This is a genomic window from Streptomyces sp. NPDC086023 (genome assembly GCF_044540325.1).
Classification (GTDB): Bacteria; Actinomycetota; Actinomycetes; order Streptomycetales; family Streptomycetaceae; genus Streptomyces.
Genome location: NZ_JBITRX010000005.1, coordinates 423,890 through 443,062, shown reverse-complemented (window position 1 = coordinate 443,062; position 19,173 = coordinate 423,890). Strand labels below are relative to the sequence as shown.

The window sequence follows — 19,173 nt, the reverse complement described above, 5'->3', positions numbered from 1 at the left end:
CATTAACCTCCCCTGAAAGGAACGCGCACAATGTCGCAGACCACCACGTTCAACCCCTCTGAATCGTGCAACGAACGCAATTCCGCGCGGACCCCGCTCGTCCTGGTCGTCGCCCCCGGTGATGACGTGTACCGCGGCTACTGCCTGCGCCAGGTCGCCGACGCGTACGACGTCGCCGTCCTCACCACCGGCCCGCTCACCTGGGAGGATCAGTACGTCGTCGACCACGAGACGGTGCCGGACTTCGACGACGTGGACGCCCTGCTCGGCGCCGCCGAAGCCATCGCCACGCGCCGGCCGATCGCGGGTGTGCTGACCTGGAACGAGTCCCACCTGACCGCGGTCGCCCAGCTGGCCGAATGCCTCGGCCTGGCGGTCACCACCACGCAGTCGGTCCGCACCTGCCGGGACAAGGCCGCCAGCCGCGCCGCGTTCGCCCGCCACGGCGTGCCCTCCGCCCGCTCCGTCGCCGCCGCGTCCCTCGACGAGGCTCTCGCGGTCGCCGAGGCGATCGGCTTCCCCGTCGTGGTCAAGCCGGCGGCCGTGGGCGGCAGCATCGGCGTCATCAAGGCCGAGACCTGCCAGGACCTCGCCGCGGCATACGCGTTCGCGACCCGCGGCGTGCAGCAGCACGGCGGCGACAACCGCAGCGTCCTCGTCGAGGAGTACCTGTCCGGCCCGGAGGTGAGCGTCGAATGCGTCACCCACCACGGCGTGACCACGCCGGTCGCCGTCACCCGCAAGGAACTCGGCAGCGAGCCGCTCTTCGAAGAGACCGGCCACACCCTCACGGCCGGCGACCCGCTCCTGGAGACCGTCGCCCCCATCGCCAAGGCCGCCGTGCGGGCGACCGGCGTGACCGGGGGCATCCAGCACGTGGAGATCCGCCTCACCCCCACGGGCCCGCGCGTGATCGAGGTCAACGGGCGGATCGGCGGCGACTGGATCGGCTGGGCCGTCGAGCAGGCCCTCGGCCTGCCCCTCGCCCGGATCGCCGCCGACATCGCCGTCGGCGTCACCCCCGACCTGACGCCCACCCGCCAGCAGGCCGTCGCGATCCAGGTCCTGTACGCCCCGGCGTCCGGCACGCTCGTCCAGCGGGACATCGCTGCTGGCTTCGCCGAGACGGCCGGCTGGGTCCACGGCCCGGCCTGGCTGATGGAGAAGGGCGACGAGGTCCTCCTGCCGCCCGACGGCGATCTGGATTCCTCGCGCGTGGGCCTGATCGCGACCTACGCCGACACCATCGGTCTCGCCGTCGCCCGCCGCAGCGCCGCCAACGGCCACATCGCCCTCGCCGTCGACACCTCTGCCCCGGGCCGCCCGTGACCGAGGCCGCCCGACAGCCCACACTCGCCCAGGTCTCGCCCCGGTACCTCGCCGGAGGCGGTGACCCCCGCTGGGTCACCGCGCCCCTCCAGCAGGTCTACCGGTGGCAGATCGCGCACCTCCCCCTCAGCCCCGTGGTCCGTGTCATCCCCCGCGACCGCAAGGCCGAGTTGCACCTGTCGCCCGACCCCGACCAGCCCTGGTGGATCCTGCGGCACCTCGGGGCCGGAGAAGAAGAGCCCTGGACCATGTCGTTCGGGGCCCGCACACCGGCTGAGATCATCACGGCGGCGACCATCGCCTACGCCGCCGGCCCCGCGCCCGACAGCCTCGCCGACCCTGTCGCGGTGCTCGAACAGGCCAGCTGGCCGTCGCGCCATCAGCGGCACTTCGACTCCCCCGACGGGCACGTCCACATCGGCCGTCCCGCCAACGGCTCGTGGCACATCGAGGTCACCGCCGGCACGGAGCCCTGGCAGGACTCCGACCGCCAAGCTGCCGTGTGGGAGGCGCACTTCACCGAACACACCCCGCCGCACGTGGTCGCCGCGTTCCTCACCGACCTCGTCTCCCCCGACCCCGTGCTCCGCAACGAGCGGGCCATGGCCCCCGCGCTGCGGTACAGCGTCCGCATCCAACGCGAACGCGTCCCGGCCCAGCAGGCGGAGGCAACGCTGTGGGCCCGGGTCGACCGCCTCTTCCCCCTGAGCACCGGCCGCAAGCTACCGCCCTCCCCGCAGCGCCCAGGCGGTCCCCTCCCCCGCCGTACCCAGTGACCACTACCCCGACCGAAGGATTCACCCTGCCCACGCCGTCCCTCTCTCCCGCCGACCAGCACGCCACCGCTCTGCAGGCCCTGGCAGTTTTCCTGGTGCAGAGCGAGATGATCCTCGCCTCCTGGGACTCCTACTCCGACGAACACACCGACGCCGACGGTTACCCCCACGACGAAGAGCCGTACGGCTGGCGCAAGGTCCAGCGGGACGCACAGATCTGGCGGGCCTTCGAACCTGTCCGGCGCTCGGCGCCCGAACTGCTCGCTACCGCACGCTTCCAGCTCCAGCACATCGCCGCCGGCGACGTCGAATCCCGCTGGCCGTGGCAGCTGGCCGAACTCGCCAAGGCCCTCGACCGCCTGGAATCCCTCCGCTCCGAGTGGGCCGAGGCCCGCGAGGCCCGGCGCACCTCCCGGCCGGCGCACGACCAGGTCATCGACGCGCTGGCCGAGCGCAACGCCGAGGCGTGGAGCGAACTGGACACCTGGGCCACTCACGGACACGCCATCCTCGACCTGCACTTCGTCGCCCTGAAGGCCCCCGCCCCGGCGCCCGTCGCCGTCGCGGACCCCACGATCCTGCCCACCACCGGCCGGTCGGCGGTGAAGCGCCGATGAGCGACATGATCGACCAGGCGCTCGTCTCGCCCCGCTACCTCGCCGGCCCCGGCGACCCGGCATGGGTCACCGTCCCTCTGCACGAAGCCGCCGGCTGGAGCCACGGACACGACCCGCTGATGCCCCGGGTCATCCTCTCCAGCCCGGACCGGAAGACGCTCCTGCGACTCGAACCGGCTATCGGCGACCAGTGGTGGCGGATCACCCACACCGGCGGCAGCCCTTCGAACAGCTGGTACGCGTCCTTCGGCGCACGGACTCCGGTGGAACTGATCGCCGCGGTCACCGATGCCCTGACCGACCCCGCCCACAACGAGCGGGCCCTCGCCGATGCCACCCGGCCGCTGCACCGGCAGGGCTGGGAGACGGCACCGGACGGTGAGTTCCGCTCACCGGACGGCATCGTGAAGGGCGAGCGGATCACCTTCTCCGGCTCCAGCAGCTGGTTCATCACGGCCTCCGTCGACGAGGGCTCCGAGCTCTGGCAAGCGCGCTTCGACGGCCGCATCCCCGCCGGCATCGTGGCGGCCTTCACGCAGGCGCTCGCCTCGGACGAACCGCTAAGACGCCCCCACGAACAGACCCGCGGTCTCCGTCGCCAGGGCATCGATCTCCGCTGGGAGCAGGTCCCGGCCAAGAACGTTGCCTTCGCCTTGGCCGACCGCATCGAACGCCTCACCGCCCGCCGCACGGGCACTCCCCCACCCGCGCCGCAGCCGCCCCGACCGGCACCCCGCCGTACCCGCTGACCGCCCTGCCGCCGGCCGATTCCGGCGCCGCCCAAGGAACCCCCAGGTCTTGCCCACTCCCTCTTCCTCCAGCCCCGACAGCTACGACATAGCCCTGAAGATCGGGGGCGCCGCCCTCGCGATCGGATTCCCCCTCGCCTCCTTCGCCTGGCTGTGCGGGAACATCGCCGCCTGGGCGACCGCGAGCGGCCCATGGGCGTCCTTTCGGCCGGGCGACGCGCTCCTCCACCCCGAAGTCCTCTGGCCCGCAGCAGGAGAAACGACCCTGCTGGTCGCTACCCGCATCGTGCCCGTCCTGCTGACGCTCCTGGTCGCCGTCGGTGCCGGGGCGCTGTGGCTCCGGTACAAGAACCGCGCCGGCGGCAAGAAGGAAAAGGTCAAGGGCATGGCGAGCGCCCGCGACATCGAGCCCCTGCTCGCGAAGGCGATCGAGACCAAGGCCCGCTCGCTGCGCCCGAGCCTGAAGGACGCCAAGCACATCGAGCCGCGCGACGCCGGCGTCCTCCTCGGCAACCTCCAGGACACCAAGCACGAGGTGCGCATGGGCTTCGAGGACGTGGCCGTCGCGATCATGGCCCCCCGGTCCGGCAAGACGACCTCGCTCGCGATCCCCTCCATCCTCGCCGCGCCCGGGCCGGTGCTGCTCACCTCGAACAAGGCCGCGGGCGATGCTTACACGGCCACCTACGACGCCCGCCGCCGGGTGGGGCGGGTGTGGTCGATGGACCCGCAGCAGATCGCTCACGCCGAGCGGAGCATGTGGTGGAACCCGCTCGCGGACGCACGCACACTTGACGGCGCCAATCGCCTGGCCGGCCACTTCCTCGCTGCGAGCGTGGACGCCTCCCAGCAGGGGGACTTCTGGTCCAAGGCCGGCAGCAACATCCTCAGCCAGCTTTTCCTGGCCGCGGCGCTCGACGACCGGCCGATCACCGACGTCATGCGGTGGCTCGCCTTCCCCTCCGACCGACGCCCGCTCGACATCCTGCGCGACCACGGATTCACGTCCGTGGCTTCCCAGTTGAAGGGCACCGTGGAGGGGCCGCCGGAGACCCGGGATGGAATCTACGAGACCGCGAGACAGTACGCCTCCGCCCTGCTCAACTCGGAGATCGCTGCCTGGGTGACCCCTCAGAAGGGGGTCGCAGAGTTCCGTCCGGCCGACTTCGTCACGTCCACGGACACGCTGTTCCTGCTGTCGAAGGACGGCGGCGGCGGCGCTTCGGCACTGATCGCAGCGTGCGCGGACTCGGTGATGCGGGCTGCGACCGCCCAGGCCGAGCGCGCCGGCGGCCGGCTCGACCCGCCGATGCTCGCGATCCTCGACGAGGCCGCCAACGTGTGCAAAATCTCGGACCTCCCCGATCTGTACAGCCACCTGGGCTCCCGCGGGATCATCCCGATCACGATCCTGCAGTCCTACCGCCAGGGCCAGAAAGTCTGGGGCGACGCCGGCATGGACGCCATGTGGAGCGCGGCCACCGTGAAGATCATCGGCTCCGGCATCGACGACCCCGACTTCGCCGACAAGCTCTCCCGGATGATCGGCGACCACGACGTCGAGACCGTCTCCACCTCGACCTCCGACTCCGGGAAGTCGACCTCGGTGTCGATGCGACAGGAACGGATCCTTCCGGCCGACGCGATCCGCGCACTGCCCAAGGGCAGCGCCCTGTGCCTGGCCACCGGCATGCGCGTCGCCATGCTCGACCTGCGCCCCTGGTACGCCGAGCCCGGCGCTGACACGCTCGGCGCCGCCTCCGCCCGCGCTTCGAAGGCCATCACTGCCCGCGCCGTCGCCAAGCAGCAGCTCTCCCAGAGCGACTTCGACCAGGCCGCGTAACCACCCCGTCCCCAGCCGCAGGCGCTCGACCCCAAGAACGCCGCGATCGAGTTCGCCGTAGCCGCCGAACCTCCCACCCCGAAAGGACCCCTCCCATCACGCCCTCATCCGCTTCGGACACCGCTGCACCGTTCCGGGACCTCGCCGACCACTTCGCTGAACTGCACTCCCGGGTCAGCTCCTTGGACAAGGCGCCGGGGCCCGGCTTCTTCGCCGGAGTCACGCCGCTCCTCCTCGAATCCCAGCAGCTGACGAGGCAGCTCGTCACAGCACTGTCACGTCTCAGCATGAGCGAGTACGCCACCGCGCCTGGGAGCCGCAGCACCCTGGACACCCTCACCGCCGCCGTCGGCAGCGCGGCCCTCGTATCGACTCACCTCGCCCAGGCCATCGCCGTCAACCCTCTGGTCGGCGCGAGCCTCCCCAGCGCCGCGGTCGACGAGGAGGCCATCCGCCAGGCCCGCGAGACCGATGCCCGGAGCAACATCGTGGAGTGCCTGGCCGAAGCCCTCCACGACCTCGATCTCACCGCTACCTGCTGCTCCTACGCCGCCACCGGCATTGGCCGAAATCTCGACCAGACCGAGGCAGCCATGCCCCTGCCCAAGCTGAACGCCAAACAGAGGGCCGCCCTCGCGAGCCTCGCCAAGGGCGCCGGGCAGTCCTCCGTCCATCCGGCCACCTTCGCCTTCTTCGAGAAGTACCGCCTGGTCCAGGTCGGCCCCGGCACCTCCGGCTGCCAGGACCAGCGGGTCACCGTCACGGACCGAGCCCGGCGAGTCCTCGCCCGGTCCCGCCCGGCCGCATCCACCGGCCGGCCCTCTCCCGCCGCGCATGCGGCGGCATCGGACGGACGCACGAGGTGAGGGCCGTCGATGATGAGCAGGGCCGGTTCCTGGCCTCGCCGCGTCACCTGGCCCTCACCGGAGGCCAAGGCCCCCTTACGGATAGTCCCTATCTGGCGCTCGGCCTGGTCCGGTCGACACCGCTCGCCATCCCGGGCTCGGGCCTCGGGGCGCAGATCACCCACGCTCTGGGCCGGGAGCGGCGCCGATGACGTCCGAATCCGCCGCCGGCGCCGTGCCGCCGGCCGAACTCCTTCCCGCTCGCGTCCTCACCCTGGCCGAGCAGACCACACGGTTCCGGGACCGGCTGGCCACGCTCCAGTTCAACGACCCGTTCGCCCCTGACGAGGCCCTGGCGCACGCCGAGGCCGCCGCACAGCTCTCCTGCGCCGCCAAGACCGTAGCCGGGGAACTCGCCCAGGTCCATCTCTACGGGAGTCCCGGCATCCGTGACACCTTCAGCCGCCTCCAGCTCCTCGCCAGACAAGCCCAGTTGGCCGACGAGCACCTGACCTGGGTCCACGTCTACCTCGGTGAGCTCCCGCCCGAGGAACGCGCGCAGAGGCCCTACCCGCCCGGCCGGGTCCTCGACACCCTCCTCGAAGCCGGACGACACCTTCGGGAGGCGGACACGCTGACCGCGCTCGGCGCACCCGACGTCCTACGCGCCGCCGCCGACCTCGCCGCCGCGCTGCGCACCCAGAAGTCCAGCGGCCGGGCCCACCCCATGTCGCCGGCGCAGTACACCGCCCTGCACGCCGCCGCCTCCGGATACGTCACCGTCGACGCCCTCGGCTCTGAGGAATGGGCCCGGAACCGGCTCGACCGGCTCTCGATGGGAACCGTCCGCTCCCTGGAGGCACGCGGCTGGGTCCGCCGCGAGGCGCACCATCCTGTGCCCGGATCACGGTCGGTCCGCCTTCACCTCACCGATACCGGACGTGTCGCTCTCGCCTCCCGGCTCGGCCGCACGCCCGTCGTGACACGCCCGTCCGCCCTCGCGGCACAGCCTGCCCGCACCCGTATCCGTTGACGCAAGGACTCCCTCGTGCACCCCTTCCACCTGTTCGCCCTCGCAGTCGCCCATCGGCTCCCCGGCACCTGGACGACCATCCGCCACTGGTACCCGCGCCCCGCTGACCAGTCCGTCGACCTGTGCCGGATCTGGACCTCCTCCGGCGACCGGCCGTCCCCCGCCGGCCGCGAGCGCGCAGCGACCCTCCGACGCGCTGACGGCCTGGAGCTCTACCTCGCCGAACACCGCCAGCACCGCGTCCTCATCTGCCCTGTCGTCCCCCTCGGCCTTCACGAGGACATCACCGACCGCCTCCCCGCCCCGCCGTCCGTTGCCGCCCCGCTCGATCCGGCCCGCGCCACCTGGCGGATCACAGACCGCGTCCTGCCCCACTACACCGCCGCCGTGTCCAGCGCCTGGGCAGCGACCCACACCCTGCCCCTCCGGCGCGCACACCGCTCTGCACCGTGTCTCGCCCCTTCGCCCCAGGCCCACACCCGTTGAAGCCGCCTCACCCCCGCCCAGAAGACCAGGAGAAGTCGCTGATACCCGACCAGCAGCCCATCGCGCCCCACTTCACGGTCTGCCTGCAGATGCTGACCCTCGCAGCCCGGTACGCACGGTGCTTCGACGTGCTCGACGACCGCACCCTCAGCTCGCCGACGGCGGGCGAACGGATCGGCCAGCTACTCGTGACCGTCGAGTCGCTCGCCCACGACGCAGCGGCCCTAAGCACGGCGCATCGGGAGCTGCCGATGTCTCTCATCGATCACAGAGACCTCACGGTCAGCTCCAGAATCGCCCAGCTCCAGGTCGTGACGTCCGCGGCGGCCGAAGCGCTCGCCCACGCGGTCGAGGGCTTCGACGCCACCTCGGCAGGCGCCATCGAGACGAGGCTGACCAGCGTGCAGGCGGCCCGGGACCTGCTCGCCACCGCCGCCAGCGACCTCGTCGGCTGCGCCGAGCGCGTCGCCGCCGAGATGCACCGCTACCGCAGTTCCTACTCGATACCGGAGGTCGGCGCCCACGTCAGCCTCACGGCGGAGCGGCTCCAGGTCCTCCGGCTCGTCACCGCGGGCGCGGTCTCGGTCGACGAGGACGGCCACACGTGGGTGGGCATGAACAAGGACGCCGTGCGTGCGAGCGTGCTTCGCTACCTCGACCAGCAGGGCCTGATCACGGCGGAGCCGTCCGCCTCGTGGGCCGACGAGATACGCGTCGCGTCCACCTCGATGGGCCGGCTCGTCCTGGCGGCCACCCTGAGCCGACCGGAACGCCGTGAGGACGACCACCAGCCGGCGCCCACGACGGCGCCTGCCGTGTCCTCCGCTCCGGCACGGGGAGCACGGTGACGACCTTCGCCCCGTTCGTGTCCTTCGCAGAGCAGCTCCTCGCTTTCGGGAGCGAGCCCCTCCAGCACGACCTGCCGGCCTCTCCCTCGCTCGCCACAGCCAGCGGCCCGGCCCAGCGGGGCTCCCGCGTCACGAGCCTCTGACGTCGAGGGTGCCGCACGCATGCGGTGGCCTCCCGCAGCGCCGCCCGCCTGCTTCTCGCCTCGCCGGCCTCTCCGCTTCACCTGCCGCCAGAAATACCCACCACCCGCCCAAGGAATTCTCATCTCCACGCACACCGCCCCTCAGTTCCGCGCCCTCTCCCTCGGCGCTGGAGTGCAGTCCAGCACGCTTCTCGCCCTCTCCGCGGAAGGAACTCTCCCGAAAGTCGACTACGCGATATTTGCCGACACAGGGTGGGAGCCCCAGTCCGTCTATGACCACCTCGAACGGCTTGAAAGAGAAATTGCAGAACCGGCCGGCATACCCGTCCTCCGGGTTTCCTCCGGAAACATTCGCGATGACGCCCTGAACCCCGATCACCGCTTTGCGTCCATGCCGCTCTACATCCTCAACAAGGACGGCCGACCTGGGATGACGCGACGCCAGTGCACCGGGGAATATAAGATTAAGCCGATCAAAAAGAAAATTCGAAACCTCCTCGGATTTCCGTATCCCGCCCGGGTTCCGCAGGGCGTTTTCGTCGAGCAGTGGATCGGCATATCCACCGACGAGTTCCACCGCGCCAAGGACGCCGACGTCCAGTACATGCGGAACATTCACCCTCTGATCGAGATGGATTGGTCGCGCTCGGACTGCGTCCGTTACCTGACATCCCTCGGTCTCGCCGAAACGCCGAAGTCCAGCTGCCTCGGGTGCCCTTTCCACGGGAATGCCCAGTGGCGACACATACGTGACACCTCCCCTGCCGAGTGGGAGGACGTCGTGGAATTCGACGCGGCCATCCGCAAGGGGAACGCTCGGGCCAACGCCACAGGGAACGCACTGCTCGGCGAAGCCTTCCTCCACCGCTCGCGCGTCCCCCTCGACCAGGCCCCCATCGACCATGTCACCGCCGCCGAGCGCGCCGCGCTCGGCGAGGACACCGCCTCCGAGCTGGAGGACGGCACCGTCAACGGCTGCTCCCCCTGGTCGTGTCGTGGCGAAGTGGAGGCAGATCAGGGCGACTTCGGGCTGACGGCGTGATCAAGGCCCGCGATCTCGTGATCGACCTGTTCGCTGGCCCGGGCGGGTGGAGTGTCCCCCTGCACCGCTTCGGGATCCGGGACGTGGGGCTGGAATGGGACGAGTGGGCCTGCCAGACGAGGGCAGCAGCCGGGCTGCTGACCATCCGCACGGACGTGGCGATGTATCCCGCCTGGATTTTCGCTGGTCGGACCCGCGGGTTCATCGCCTCCCCTCCGTGCCAGGCATGGAGCAGGGCGGGCAAGCGGCTCGGTCTGGTCGATCAGCCGCTCGTCCACCAGGCGGTCGCCGATCTCGCCGTCGGCCTCGACACCCGCACCAAGCTCCTGGCCGCCTGCCGTGACGAGCGTTCCCTGCTCGCGGCCGAGCCGATGCGCTACCTCCACGCCCTGAACACCGTGGGTGAACCGGAGTGGGTGGCGATGGAGGAGGTCCCCGATGTGCTGCCGCTGTGGCGCCAGTACGCGGCGATCCTGCGCAACTGGGGATTCTCCGTGTGGACGGGCATCCTGAACGCGGCCGACTACGGCGTCCCGCAGACCCGCCGCCGGGCGATCCTGCTCGCCTCCCGCGTCCGCACGGCCGCGCCTCCGGCACCGACGCACGCCCGCGTCGCCGAGCCCGAGTCGCTGTTCGGGCCGGGCCGCGCCCGCTGGGTGTCGATGGCGGAGGCGCTCGGCTGGGGCGCGACCGACCGTCCCGTGCCGACGGTCTGCGCCGGCGGCGGGCCCGGAGGCGGGCCCGAGCCCTTCCCTTCCGGTGCCCGCAAGACGCTGGCCGACGCCCGCGAACGCGGAACCTGGACGGCTGCGCCGGTAGTCGAGGGCATCGTCCTCCAGCCGCAGACCCGCGGGGAGGGCTGGAGCGCCCGGCACGGCACGCGCGGCGACAGCCCGACATCCGGGCCGGCCCCGGCGTTCACCAGCAAGGCCACCAACTGGACCTGGGCCCTGCGCAGCAACAACCAGACGAACGCCACCGTCCGAGAGGTCACCGAGCCCGCAGGCACGTTGTTCTTCGGGCACCGCGCCAACGAATGCACCTGGGTAGCCCAGCCGACCGCCGCCGCGCAGGACCAGGAGAGCCCGCCGCCGGATCCGATCCGGATCACCGCCGCCGAGGCCGGCATCCTGCAAACCTTCCCCGCCAACTACCCCTGGGCCGGGAACAAGGGCCAGCAGTTCTCCCAGATCGGCAACGCCGTCCCCCCGCGTCTCGCCGCGCACCTCCTCGCCCCGCACCTCGACCGCACCCTCTGCGCCGACGACTTCACCCTGGCTGCCTGATGCCCCACACCCCCGAACTCTCCGACGAGGAACCGCCGTACGAGCCGGACGAACGCGAACCGGTGTACTACGCCGAGCAGGCGCTCCTCGGCGCCATCCTCCTCCAGCCCGAGCGCCTCCCCCAGGCGGACGGGTTGGAGGACGACGCCTTCTCCCACCCGGCGCACGGAGCGCTGTTCGCCGCCATGCGGACCGTGCGGGCGCCGGGGCTCCCGGATCCGCCGGACGGCCTGGACTGGCTGCGGGCCGTCCTGGAAAAAGCCCGCCAGGAGGCGCCGGCCCTGACCGCCGCCCACCTCCACCTGCTGATCTCCGCCTGCCCCCGCCCCGAGCACGCCAGCACGTACGCGGCGATGGTGCGCTCCGGGCACGCCCGGCGCTCCATCCGCATCCACGCCGAAGCCCTCGCCCAGGCCGCCCAGGACGTCACCGTGCCCGACCGGCCGGTGCACGTCCTCGCCGCGGCCGACGCGCTCGCCCTCCACCTCGACACCCTCTCCCGTACCGTTCCCGCCCATCCCGGCTCGCTGCCCCGCACCCCTCTGCCGCGCCCGTCCGTGTCACCGCAGGACGACGAAGCCGAGGACCAGGAACGGATGCTGCTGGCCAGCGCCGTGTCCGGGCCGGCCTCCGTGGGCCAGATGCGCTGGCTCGCGCCGGAGGACTTCACTGACCCGCTGCACGCGGGGCTGTGGCAGTGCGTGTCCACGCTCGCCCACCGCGGCGAGTCGCTCGATCCGGTCACCGTCATGTGGGAGGCGCAGCACCGCGGGCTCCTTGCGGCCGGCGTCACCGCGGCCGACCTGGTCGTCATGCTGTCGACCGCCGCTCTTCCCCCGGAGCACTGGGGCCTCCAGATCGTCGAACGCGCCCTGCTCGCCCGTGCCCGGCATACGGCCGGCCGGATCACCGCCTACACCGAGGACCCGGCGAACACCGTTCACCAGCTGATCACGGGCGGACGCAGGGCCCTGGCCGACCTCACCGCGATCCGCCGCCGCTGGCAGCAGGCCACCCGCCCGCTCGCCGAACCGGACGCACCCGTCACCTCACGCGCCGGCCCCGCCAGCCGCGCCCCCGTCGTCTCGCCGCCGCCCGCGCGCCCCCTCGCCGTACGGGCCGCCGGCCGAACCCCGTAACCGAAGGACTCCCGATGCCGTACGCGCCCGCCGACGCCCACATCCACTTCGCCCTCCACCCCGACCACCACCCGGCCGTCATCGCCACCACGACGGGCCCCACGGCCGACGCCGCCCGCTCCCACCTCCACGATCTCGGTTTCCGCAGCATCGGCCCGACGGCCATGGTCCTGGCCCGCATCGACCGCGAAGAGCCCCACTACACCGTCAAGGCCGACGAGCTGCTCCATGTGCACGGCTTCACCACCGAGATCGCCCCCGCCCTCCAGGAGGAGATCGACCACCAGTGGATCTGGGCGAACCACCCCTACCCCTGGTGCGACCCCGACGAGATCCGCGAGGTCGGTGCCCAGGCCCAGCGCATCCACGACGACATCGCCGACGGCCACCTGACCATCCATCTGCACGCCCACGACGGCCACACCACCGTCGCCGTCGGCTCCTACGCCTCCGGCGTGCGCCGGCACGTCCATCTCCACGGTGAGAACCACCTCCGGCAGATCTCCACCTCGTACGACACCGAAGCGGAAGCAGTCGCTGCTTTCCATCGGCTCTACGCCGTCGCCGTCCGCCCCGGCCCCGCCCCGCTCACCGACCTCGAACAGACCATCCGTCAGCTCCACGCGGGCAAGGCGACGGTCGCCGCCGAGGAGCCCTCCGCGTCCGCGGCCGAACCGCCGGTCGCGGAGCCAGGCGAGCACGAGACGTTCCTCGCAGCCCTGTTCGACGAGGAGCAGCAGTGGGAGAGGTACCGCCCCTTCGACGAGGCGACCATCGCCTCCCACGAGTCCCTCGCCGTGCGGGTGCAGTTCGATCACGAGGCCCGGCACCGCACCGACGCCGCCTGGACCATCTCGGAGTACGACGGCCCGGTCGGCGAACGGCTCTGGCACGCCACCGTCACCGCCGGCACCCCCGTCCCCCTCATCCACACGATGCTCCAGTACCTCGACGCCCCGCCCCTCACGACCGCCGACGACCTGGACGACGTCCTCCACGACGCCGCCTGGCGCCCGGCGAGCCACCCCGCACGCACCACCTGGACGGCACCGGACGGGACCATCACCTTCGAGTCCACCCCGCACGCCGTGGAAGACCGATGGACGCTGTACGGCGGAGAGGACCTCGACCGGGCGGCGTGGACCATCCGCCTCTCCTCCGGCGTTCCCCACCCTCTGCTGGCCCAGCTCGCCGGCACCGCGGCCGACCTGCTTCCGTCACCCACACGGCCGAACCCGAGGCCGCTTCCGGCACCCGCCCGCCAGCTCCCCGCAGCCGCGCCGCGGACACGGCCTCAGCGCAGGTGACGGGCCTACACCCGACAAAAGGGTTAACCAGCACAGGCTGCCCTATATCGCCCACACAAGCCCGAACACCACTACAGAAGGAGACTCCCATGATCAGCTGGGGAGACAACATCGTGGTCGCCGAACCCGCCCCCGCCCTCGCAGGCCCGGCCCGCTACCTCGCACCGAAGCTTATCGATGAGAAACTCGACGAGATCCTCTTCCTCCTAGCAGCCTTCGCCATCTTGCTCATCACTTTCGCGGGTGGCGGCACCGCGGGCGAGCTGGCCGCGTACTTCCTCGGCAAAGGGGCCCGGGCGCCGGTCTGGGTCGCCTTCGACCTGACCCTCGCCGTTTGCGTTGCCGCTTCTTATCGCCTCGTCGCCCGGCATGGGCTGCGCTTCCCGGACAGCCAGCGGTCCCAGAGGACCATGGCCGCGGTGGGCAACGTCGCCTTCACCTGCCTGCCCGAGGACCTGCGCGCCGAGGCTGCCGAGCACCTGCGCGTGATGAACGCGGCCGGCCGTCTGCTCCTGGTCGCCCCCGGCGATCAGGAAGCCAGAGCAGTACTGAAGGAGGAGTCCGGGTATCTGCGGGACCAGGCATTCGCGTTCGAAGCCGGGCTCGCCCAGCGCACGCACAAGGCCGCTGACCTCATCAAGCCCGGCAGGAAAGGCTAGAAATCCCGCTCGGCGTGTGACGAGAGGGCGCATCTCGGCCCTTCCAGCAGACCGGATCCCTGGCGGCCAGTCGATGTCATCCCTATGGTCTTCTGTGACCGGCTTCACGGTCGCCTGTTGGAGACATCGGCGCCCGGCCTCGTGTATCAGCGGTTGCCCATCCAGACGGTCCGTCCGGCGAAGCCCCCTCGCTGGCCCGCCTTCGCGACACGGATCGCTTCCAACTGCTCTGGGCTGATGCCGAGATCAGCAGCGAGCGCGAGCAGTACCTCCGCCACGTCGGCAAGCTCGCCGGGCGCCTCCCCCTCGTCCGCGTCCAGGAACTCCGCGACCTCCTCGCGCAGCTTCTCCCGCAGTCGGGCCCGGTACTCCTCGGGCCCTGCGATGTAGATGACCGGTTCGGCTCCCTCGTTCCGGATGATCTGCGGGATCCGGTCCCTCACCAGCTTGCCAGTTCCGGGGCTCGTCTCGGTACCTGCCATCAGCCCCTCCTCCGCTCGATAAGTGGCCGCGGGCGCCCGTCCGCCCCGCGGAGAGAGGAACACGTGCCGCCGGCCGCGTTGTTCCGCTCCGCCGCGGCCGGCGGGACCAGGGCTGGATGGATGACGTCGCCCTGCCCACGGAGGCCGACCGCCGGGTGCATTCCGCGGGGCGCGCTGACCGCCCCTGGCTGATCCGTTCGGCTGCGCGAAGCGATTATCCCGGGCGAGGATGAAGGGTCCTGCCGTTTGCCCGACCACACCAAGCTAACGAGAGAGGGAAGTGGTGGAGAGGTTCGTTCCGCGTTTTCAGGGCCGCCCGTGGCCGAGCGGGGTACCGGTGCTGCATGTCTACGTGCTGCCCCGCCCGGGAGTTGATGACGAGCTGCTGTCGCTCGCGCGGGCCTGTGTCCCGCTGATGGCGGAACACCCGATCGACCCTCAGCTCCCGGGCACCGGCGACGGGGCAGGGTGGCTGCACCTGACGGTGGAGATGCTGGCGGATGCCCCGGCCACCGACTACGACGGGCCGGCACTCCAGCGGCTCGTGGACGCTCTGGAGACGGAACTCGCCAGCATCGCACCGTTCACGACCGAAGCAGGTCCCCCGATCGCGAATATCGCGGGGGCTGTGCTCGACGTGTGGCCGGAGACGGACGCCGAGATGCTGCGGGAAGCGACCCGTACGGCGATTCGCAAGGCGCGGGGCGAGGACGCGCTCCAGCACCAGGGCGGGCGGCAGCACATCTCGCTCGGCTACGCCGACGGCACCAGCTCGTCCGACCGGCTCAACTCACGCCTGAGGAACGAGATCACCCCACGACGGGCACCACTGCATGTGGACCGGGTACACCTGCTCGCCGTGACCTGGACCGAGGACACTGTCAGCGGCGGATGGCGCATGTCGTGGGAACCGGTCGCCGAGATCCCCTTGGGCGGTTCTCCCCGATGACGGCCGGGTGGACCCTGTTCCTCGCCATCGCTGTCCCGGCCGTCGGCCTGATCGTCTGGGGATTCGTCCGAGGCGTGCTCCGGGGAGCCACGCAGTCCGCGCGGGAACAGGTCCGCCGCGACCTGATCGCGCTCAGCCAGAACCGTGCCGTCGTCGAGGCGTTGGCGCTCCAGACTGGCGAGGCGGCCGTGGCGCTCGCAGCGCCCGGCACCGACGGCCGCGAGTGGATGATCGGCTGGCTGTGGTGGCGCGCGGAGCGCGCCCCCGACGAATCGGTCCGGCACACTCAGGGGTGGGCGCTGACGTACCGGCGGGCGCGCCGGGCCGGCGGCCTGCCCATGTCCATGAAGGCGCGCACGCCTGAGGTCGTCCTCGCGGCTGCCGAGCGGCGGGTCAGTCGCGACGGTCGATGATCCGGCTGATTTTCCGCAGAACGTCATCGCGGCCGACGATCGGGTGCGTCGGCGTCCGCAGGAATGCGTTGGCCTCGGCAGAGTCGCTGTGCCGGGCCAGGGCCGTGGACGCGATCAGCAGCTCGGGAACCAGATGGCTGCCCGATGCGGAGGGCCGGATCCCGGCCACTCGGGCGACCGCCATCCGTACGCGCCCGGCGTCGAGCCGGTGGGAGGCAGAGGTGTGCCCCTGAACGCACTCCATGATCGCCTTGGGGCCGTCGACGCAGACCGCGGCCGCTTCGTCGCCGTACGGGCAGCGCAGCGCGATCACGCTATTGCGGCTCACGATCTGGAACCGGTTGGCCTTGACGGTGAGGACACCCGGCTCCAGCAGCGGTGCGGTGGCTTCCTTGCGTGCCCCGTCGGAATAGCCGGCGAGGAGCCGGGCGAGGCGTGCGACGGCGGCACGCATCGGGGACGGACCGGGCCGGGGAGGCTCGATGTCGTCGGCCAGCCCGCTCGCAGAGCCGTACTGGTTCCGGGCGGCGTTGAAGAGCTCCCACAGCGCAGCGTCCCCCGCCCCGGGGGCGTAGCCCTGTCCGGTCTCGGTCAGGGCCCGGTCGATCTCGTCGATGATCTGCGGCTCACGATCGGCCGGGCCCGACAGGGCGTCGCGCAGCTCGGCGACCGGTACGTCCTGGGGAGCGCGGGTGCCCGTGTGCGTACGGGCGAACAAGAGCAGGGCAAGGGTGAGCAGGTCGATGGGCTTTGACTCGTCCTCCTGCCACGACCGCCCGACGAGGCGGGCGGCCTCGTGGACCGCGGGGCTCCACGGGGCCGGCGCAGAGGAGGGGAGCACCAGGCTCATCTCCAGGTCAAGGCTGTACGCACTCGGGTCGGCGGCATTTCTGGCCGGGGTGTGGGGCATGTCTCCATCCTGCCCGGAAACCGCCAGTGGCGGGGTGCGAGCACCGGAAAACGGCCGCGAGAACCTGCTTTGGCCGAAGGCGGCACCGCGTCGGCCTCGTCGCTCGTTAAGTGGCCAGCGGCTGGCGGCCCCAGGTCTCATCCGCCCCACTCCCGGACGAACAGGTCGTCGGGCTCCGCGTAGTACACCTCCTCATCGGCGATGAGCCGCTCGCAGATGCAGCGGGGTATGCCGCCGGCCCCGGCGGGCTGGGCGTCCAGGCACTCCTGGATGCAGGTGTCGTCCGGCTGTGGGTAAGCCACGGGGTTGCTCCTTCGCTCGCGTCGCCCTGTTGGGCGGCTCTTACCTCTACAACGTTCGAGTCGGAATTCGAGTCAGAAGACGGCGGCGTTGCGCGAAATCGTGACGGGTGTGGCTCCTGTGACAGTTCAGCGGCGCCGAGCGCCGGAGCCCGCCCCTGCCTCGCTGCCGAAGCTACGCCCGTACCGGGAGGCCCTGGACGAGCGGCCGGTGCGCTGTGCGGGGGGGACTGAACCGAGGAGTACGCGAGCTTCTCCGCCCACATGCCCCTCACCACGGCGTCGCCGCGGTGAGGGGAACGGCCGCTGCACCTGTCCCGGGCGCGGCTCGCTCCGCATTACGGTCGAAGTCACCTGCGCGGCGCCGTTCCGGCGTCCGAGCCATCGCACCGAGGAGACCGATCATTGGACACCGCCCCTCTGCACACTGACGGGAACCTGTTCTGGCAGGAGCGCCGGACCTGCTTCCTGACCACTCTCCGGCCCGACGGCTCCCCGCACACCACCCCGGTCGGCGTCACCTACGACCCCGAGACGCGGACCGCCCGCGTCATCACCGACGGCGGCAACAAGAAGGTCCGCAACATCCGCGCCGCCTTGGCGGCCGGGGCCGATGCCCGTGTCAGCGTGAGCCAGGCCGAAGGCCGGCGCTGGTCCACTCTCGAAGGCACCGCCGTCATCAAGGACGACCCCGCCGCCGTCGCCGACGCCGAGCGCCGCTACACCGAGCGGTACAAGACCCCGCGCGTGAACCCCAACCGGGTCGTCATCGAGATCACCGTCACCCGCGCCCTGGGACCCACCAAGCCTTCCGGCTGGTGACCCCGCCCGGCCTCGGCGCGGGCGCAATATAGGCGAGGATCCCCGGTTTCCGAAACCGGGGATCCTGCGGAGGATGGACGACACCACCGCCACTCCCCCGCCCCTCCGTCGAAAGGCGCCTCCCCCACCGAGATCCTCGCCCCACCACGCGCTACGCCGCGGCGTACGACAGCCGGAACAGCTCCAGCGCCCGCTCCACGTCCTTCTCCGAGCGCAGCTGGACCTCCAGGTCACCCGTGCCGTGATGGCCCAGCCCGGTCACGTCCCGGGTGAAGCCCGGCACGAGTTCCACCGTGGCCGGCGCGACCTTGAGGTACACCAGCAGCTTGTCCTGCCTCGGCGTGACGCAGGCGAAGTTCCGCAGCCGCTGGTAGGCGTCGTACTGCTTGCGCTCGACCTTCGTCACACCCTCGCCCAGCCCGAGCAGCGCCTCGTCGACCACGGCCGCCAGCTCCGCCATGGCGTCAGTCCGCCGATGCGGCGACGCTCCCCGCCCGCCGCGCAGGCTCCGCCGCCGTGTCCCGCCGCCCTGGGCAGCGACCGACGCGACCGTCTCCAGCGCGATGTGGTGCTCGCCCAGCATCGTGTAGCGCACGAGGTCGATGGACCGCCGGTGCTCGCGCACCGCGTGCAGGTCGTAGCGCGTGAAGCCACCGGCCACACAGATCAGCCGGGGTGTGCTCCACAGGACACTGGCGGCTGCCGCCGGCCCGAGCCGCTCACGGACCAGGGCCTCGAACTCCTCCCGGTGGTCCATCAACCAGGCCACGTAGAACAGGCCCTGCGACAGCACGCCCGGATCGGTCGCCCGCTTGTACTCGACGATCACGGGCGAGCCGTTCTCGTCCAGCCCGAGCGAATCGATGCGCCCACCGTGCAGGGGCCCGGTGCTGTACTCGGTGGCCAGGAAGCGGACCCCGAGCATGGGCTCCATCGCGCTCTCGACGAGCGCCTGCACATCGGCCTCGGCCTCAGCCAGCCACGGCGTGACCTCGGTCATGCCGTTCTTCGTGTCGAACAGTTTCAGGTCCAGCCACCCCCACTCAGCGATTGCCGAGCGAGAACGTCGCGGAGGGCGAAGATTATTTCCCGAAAGGCACCCCCGCCCCGCCGGACAGGACTAGACTGGCATGTAGCCCGAAAAGGACATCTAAACCCCCTGGGACATGCTTGGGACCGCGCCACTAACGGACCGT

At 71.3% G+C, this 19,173-nt stretch carries 22 protein-coding genes; 18 read left to right on the top strand and 4 right to left on the bottom strand.

From position 1 onward, the window contains the following. Positions 1-30 precede the first annotated feature (30 nt). The 15 genes from ACIF6F_RS13615 (at position 31) to ACIF6F_RS13545 (ending at position 14,102) form a co-directional block, all read left to right on the top strand. The gene (locus ACIF6F_RS13615) at positions 31-1,329 is read left to right on the top strand and encodes an acetyl-CoA carboxylase biotin carboxylase subunit family protein (RefSeq protein ID WP_399945538.1); all 1,299 of its coding nucleotides are present in this window, start codon (positions 31-33) and stop codon (positions 1,327-1,329) included. Beyond that, complete coding sequence (locus tag ACIF6F_RS13610) at positions 1,326-2,105, top strand: DUF317 domain-containing protein (protein ID WP_399945536.1); 780 nt, start codon at positions 1,326-1,328, stop codon at positions 2,103-2,105. The genes ACIF6F_RS13615 and ACIF6F_RS13610 overlap by 4 nt, the downstream gene beginning before the upstream one ends. Beyond that, positions 2,102-2,722, top strand: a complete 621-nt coding sequence (locus tag ACIF6F_RS13605; protein WP_399945534.1) for a hypothetical protein — start codon at positions 2,102-2,104, stop codon at positions 2,720-2,722. The genes ACIF6F_RS13610 and ACIF6F_RS13605 overlap by 4 nt, the downstream gene beginning before the upstream one ends. Further along, positions 2,719-3,471 (top strand): DUF317 domain-containing protein, encoded by a 753-nt coding sequence (locus ACIF6F_RS13600; RefSeq protein WP_399945531.1) that lies wholly within the window; start codon positions 2,719-2,721, stop codon positions 3,469-3,471. Before ACIF6F_RS13605 ends, ACIF6F_RS13600 begins: the two co-directional genes overlap by 4 nt. 49 nt (positions 3,472-3,520) lie before the next feature. Beyond that, positions 3,521-5,314 (top strand): TraM recognition domain-containing protein, encoded by a 1,794-nt coding sequence (locus ACIF6F_RS13595; protein WP_399945529.1) that lies wholly within the window; start codon positions 3,521-3,523, stop codon positions 5,312-5,314. A 287-nt stretch (positions 5,315-5,601) separates the two neighbouring features. Further along, positions 5,602-6,180, top strand: coding sequence for a hypothetical protein (locus ACIF6F_RS13590; protein WP_399945526.1), 579 nt, complete (start codon positions 5,602-5,604; stop codon positions 6,178-6,180). 187 nt (positions 6,181-6,367) lie between these two features. Further along, positions 6,368-7,192, top strand: coding sequence for a hypothetical protein (locus ACIF6F_RS13585; RefSeq protein ID WP_399945523.1), 825 nt, complete (start codon positions 6,368-6,370; stop codon positions 7,190-7,192). A gap of 15 nt (positions 7,193-7,207) precedes the next feature. Next, the gene (locus ACIF6F_RS13580) at positions 7,208-7,678 is read left to right on the top strand and encodes a hypothetical protein (RefSeq protein ID WP_399945521.1); all 471 of its coding nucleotides are present in this window, start codon (positions 7,208-7,210) and stop codon (positions 7,676-7,678) included. Then, positions 7,675-8,526, top strand: coding sequence for a hypothetical protein (locus ACIF6F_RS13575; RefSeq protein ID WP_399945519.1), 852 nt, complete (start codon positions 7,675-7,677; stop codon positions 8,524-8,526). The genes ACIF6F_RS13580 and ACIF6F_RS13575 overlap by 4 nt, the downstream gene beginning before the upstream one ends. Then, positions 8,523-8,669, top strand: a complete 147-nt coding sequence (locus tag ACIF6F_RS13570; protein WP_399945516.1) for a hypothetical protein — start codon at positions 8,523-8,525, stop codon at positions 8,667-8,669. The genes ACIF6F_RS13575 and ACIF6F_RS13570 overlap by 4 nt, the downstream gene beginning before the upstream one ends. Positions 8,670-8,841: 172 nt before the next feature. After that, entirely contained in the window at positions 8,842-9,711 is an 870-nt protein-coding gene (locus tag ACIF6F_RS13565) for a hypothetical protein (RefSeq protein WP_399945514.1), read from the top strand. Next, the gene (locus tag ACIF6F_RS13560; protein ID WP_399945511.1) at positions 9,708-10,997 is read left to right on the top strand and encodes a DNA cytosine methyltransferase; all 1,290 of its coding nucleotides are present in this window, start codon (positions 9,708-9,710) and stop codon (positions 10,995-10,997) included. Before ACIF6F_RS13565 ends, ACIF6F_RS13560 begins: the two co-directional genes overlap by 4 nt. Then, positions 10,997-12,136: a DnaB-like helicase N-terminal domain-containing protein gene (locus ACIF6F_RS13555; RefSeq protein ID WP_399945508.1), complete on the top strand. Its 1,140-nt coding sequence runs from the start codon at positions 10,997-10,999 to the stop codon at positions 12,134-12,136. Before ACIF6F_RS13560 ends, ACIF6F_RS13555 begins: the two co-directional genes overlap by 1 nt. Positions 12,137-12,150: 14 nt before the next feature. Then, positions 12,151-13,443, top strand: a complete 1,293-nt coding sequence (locus tag ACIF6F_RS13550; RefSeq protein WP_399945505.1) for a DUF317 domain-containing protein — start codon at positions 12,151-12,153, stop codon at positions 13,441-13,443. Between the two features lie 89 nt (positions 13,444-13,532). Then, positions 13,533-14,102, top strand: a complete 570-nt coding sequence (locus tag ACIF6F_RS13545; RefSeq protein WP_399945503.1) for a hypothetical protein — start codon at positions 13,533-13,535, stop codon at positions 14,100-14,102. A 146-nt stretch (positions 14,103-14,248) separates the two neighbouring features. Here the strand turns inward: ACIF6F_RS13545 and ACIF6F_RS13540 are convergent, their stop codons facing one another. After that, positions 14,249-14,584 (bottom strand): nucleoside triphosphate pyrophosphohydrolase, encoded by a 336-nt coding sequence (locus ACIF6F_RS13540; RefSeq protein WP_399945501.1) that lies wholly within the window; start codon positions 14,582-14,584, stop codon positions 14,249-14,251. A 337-nt stretch (positions 14,585-14,921) separates the two neighbouring features. Between ACIF6F_RS13540 and ACIF6F_RS13535 the strand changes: the two genes are divergently transcribed. Together ACIF6F_RS13535 and ACIF6F_RS13530 are read left to right on the top strand one after the other, a co-directional pair. Continuing rightward, a complete protein-coding gene (locus ACIF6F_RS13535; protein WP_399945498.1) occupies positions 14,922-15,533 on the top strand; it encodes a hypothetical protein in 612 nt (203 codons plus the stop codon). Continuing rightward, positions 15,530-15,946, top strand: coding sequence for a hypothetical protein (locus ACIF6F_RS13530; protein ID WP_399945497.1), 417 nt, complete (start codon positions 15,530-15,532; stop codon positions 15,944-15,946). The genes ACIF6F_RS13535 and ACIF6F_RS13530 overlap by 4 nt, the downstream gene beginning before the upstream one ends. On the opposite strand, the gene ACIF6F_RS13525 is transcribed toward ACIF6F_RS13530, so the two are convergent. Continuing rightward, a complete protein-coding gene (locus ACIF6F_RS13525; RefSeq protein ID WP_399945494.1) occupies positions 15,927-16,856 on the bottom strand; it encodes a hypothetical protein in 930 nt (309 codons plus the stop codon). The two genes, ACIF6F_RS13530 and ACIF6F_RS13525, sit on opposite strands and share 20 nt — an antisense overlap. Positions 16,857-16,993: 137 nt before the next feature. After that, the gene (locus ACIF6F_RS13520) at positions 16,994-17,158 is read right to left on the bottom strand and encodes a hypothetical protein (protein ID WP_399945491.1); all 165 of its coding nucleotides are present in this window, start codon (positions 17,156-17,158) and stop codon (positions 16,994-16,996) included. A 402-nt stretch (positions 17,159-17,560) separates the two neighbouring features. Between ACIF6F_RS13520 and ACIF6F_RS13515 the strand changes: the two genes are divergently transcribed. Beyond that, complete coding sequence (locus tag ACIF6F_RS13515; protein WP_399945488.1) at positions 17,561-17,977, top strand: PPOX class F420-dependent oxidoreductase; 417 nt, start codon at positions 17,561-17,563, stop codon at positions 17,975-17,977. A gap of 151 nt (positions 17,978-18,128) precedes the next feature. Here ACIF6F_RS13515 and ACIF6F_RS13510 read toward each other — a convergent pair whose 3' ends face one another. Then, a complete protein-coding gene (locus ACIF6F_RS13510) occupies positions 18,129-18,977 on the bottom strand; it encodes a transporter (protein ID WP_399945486.1) in 849 nt (282 codons plus the stop codon). Positions 18,978-19,173 lie beyond the last annotated feature (196 nt).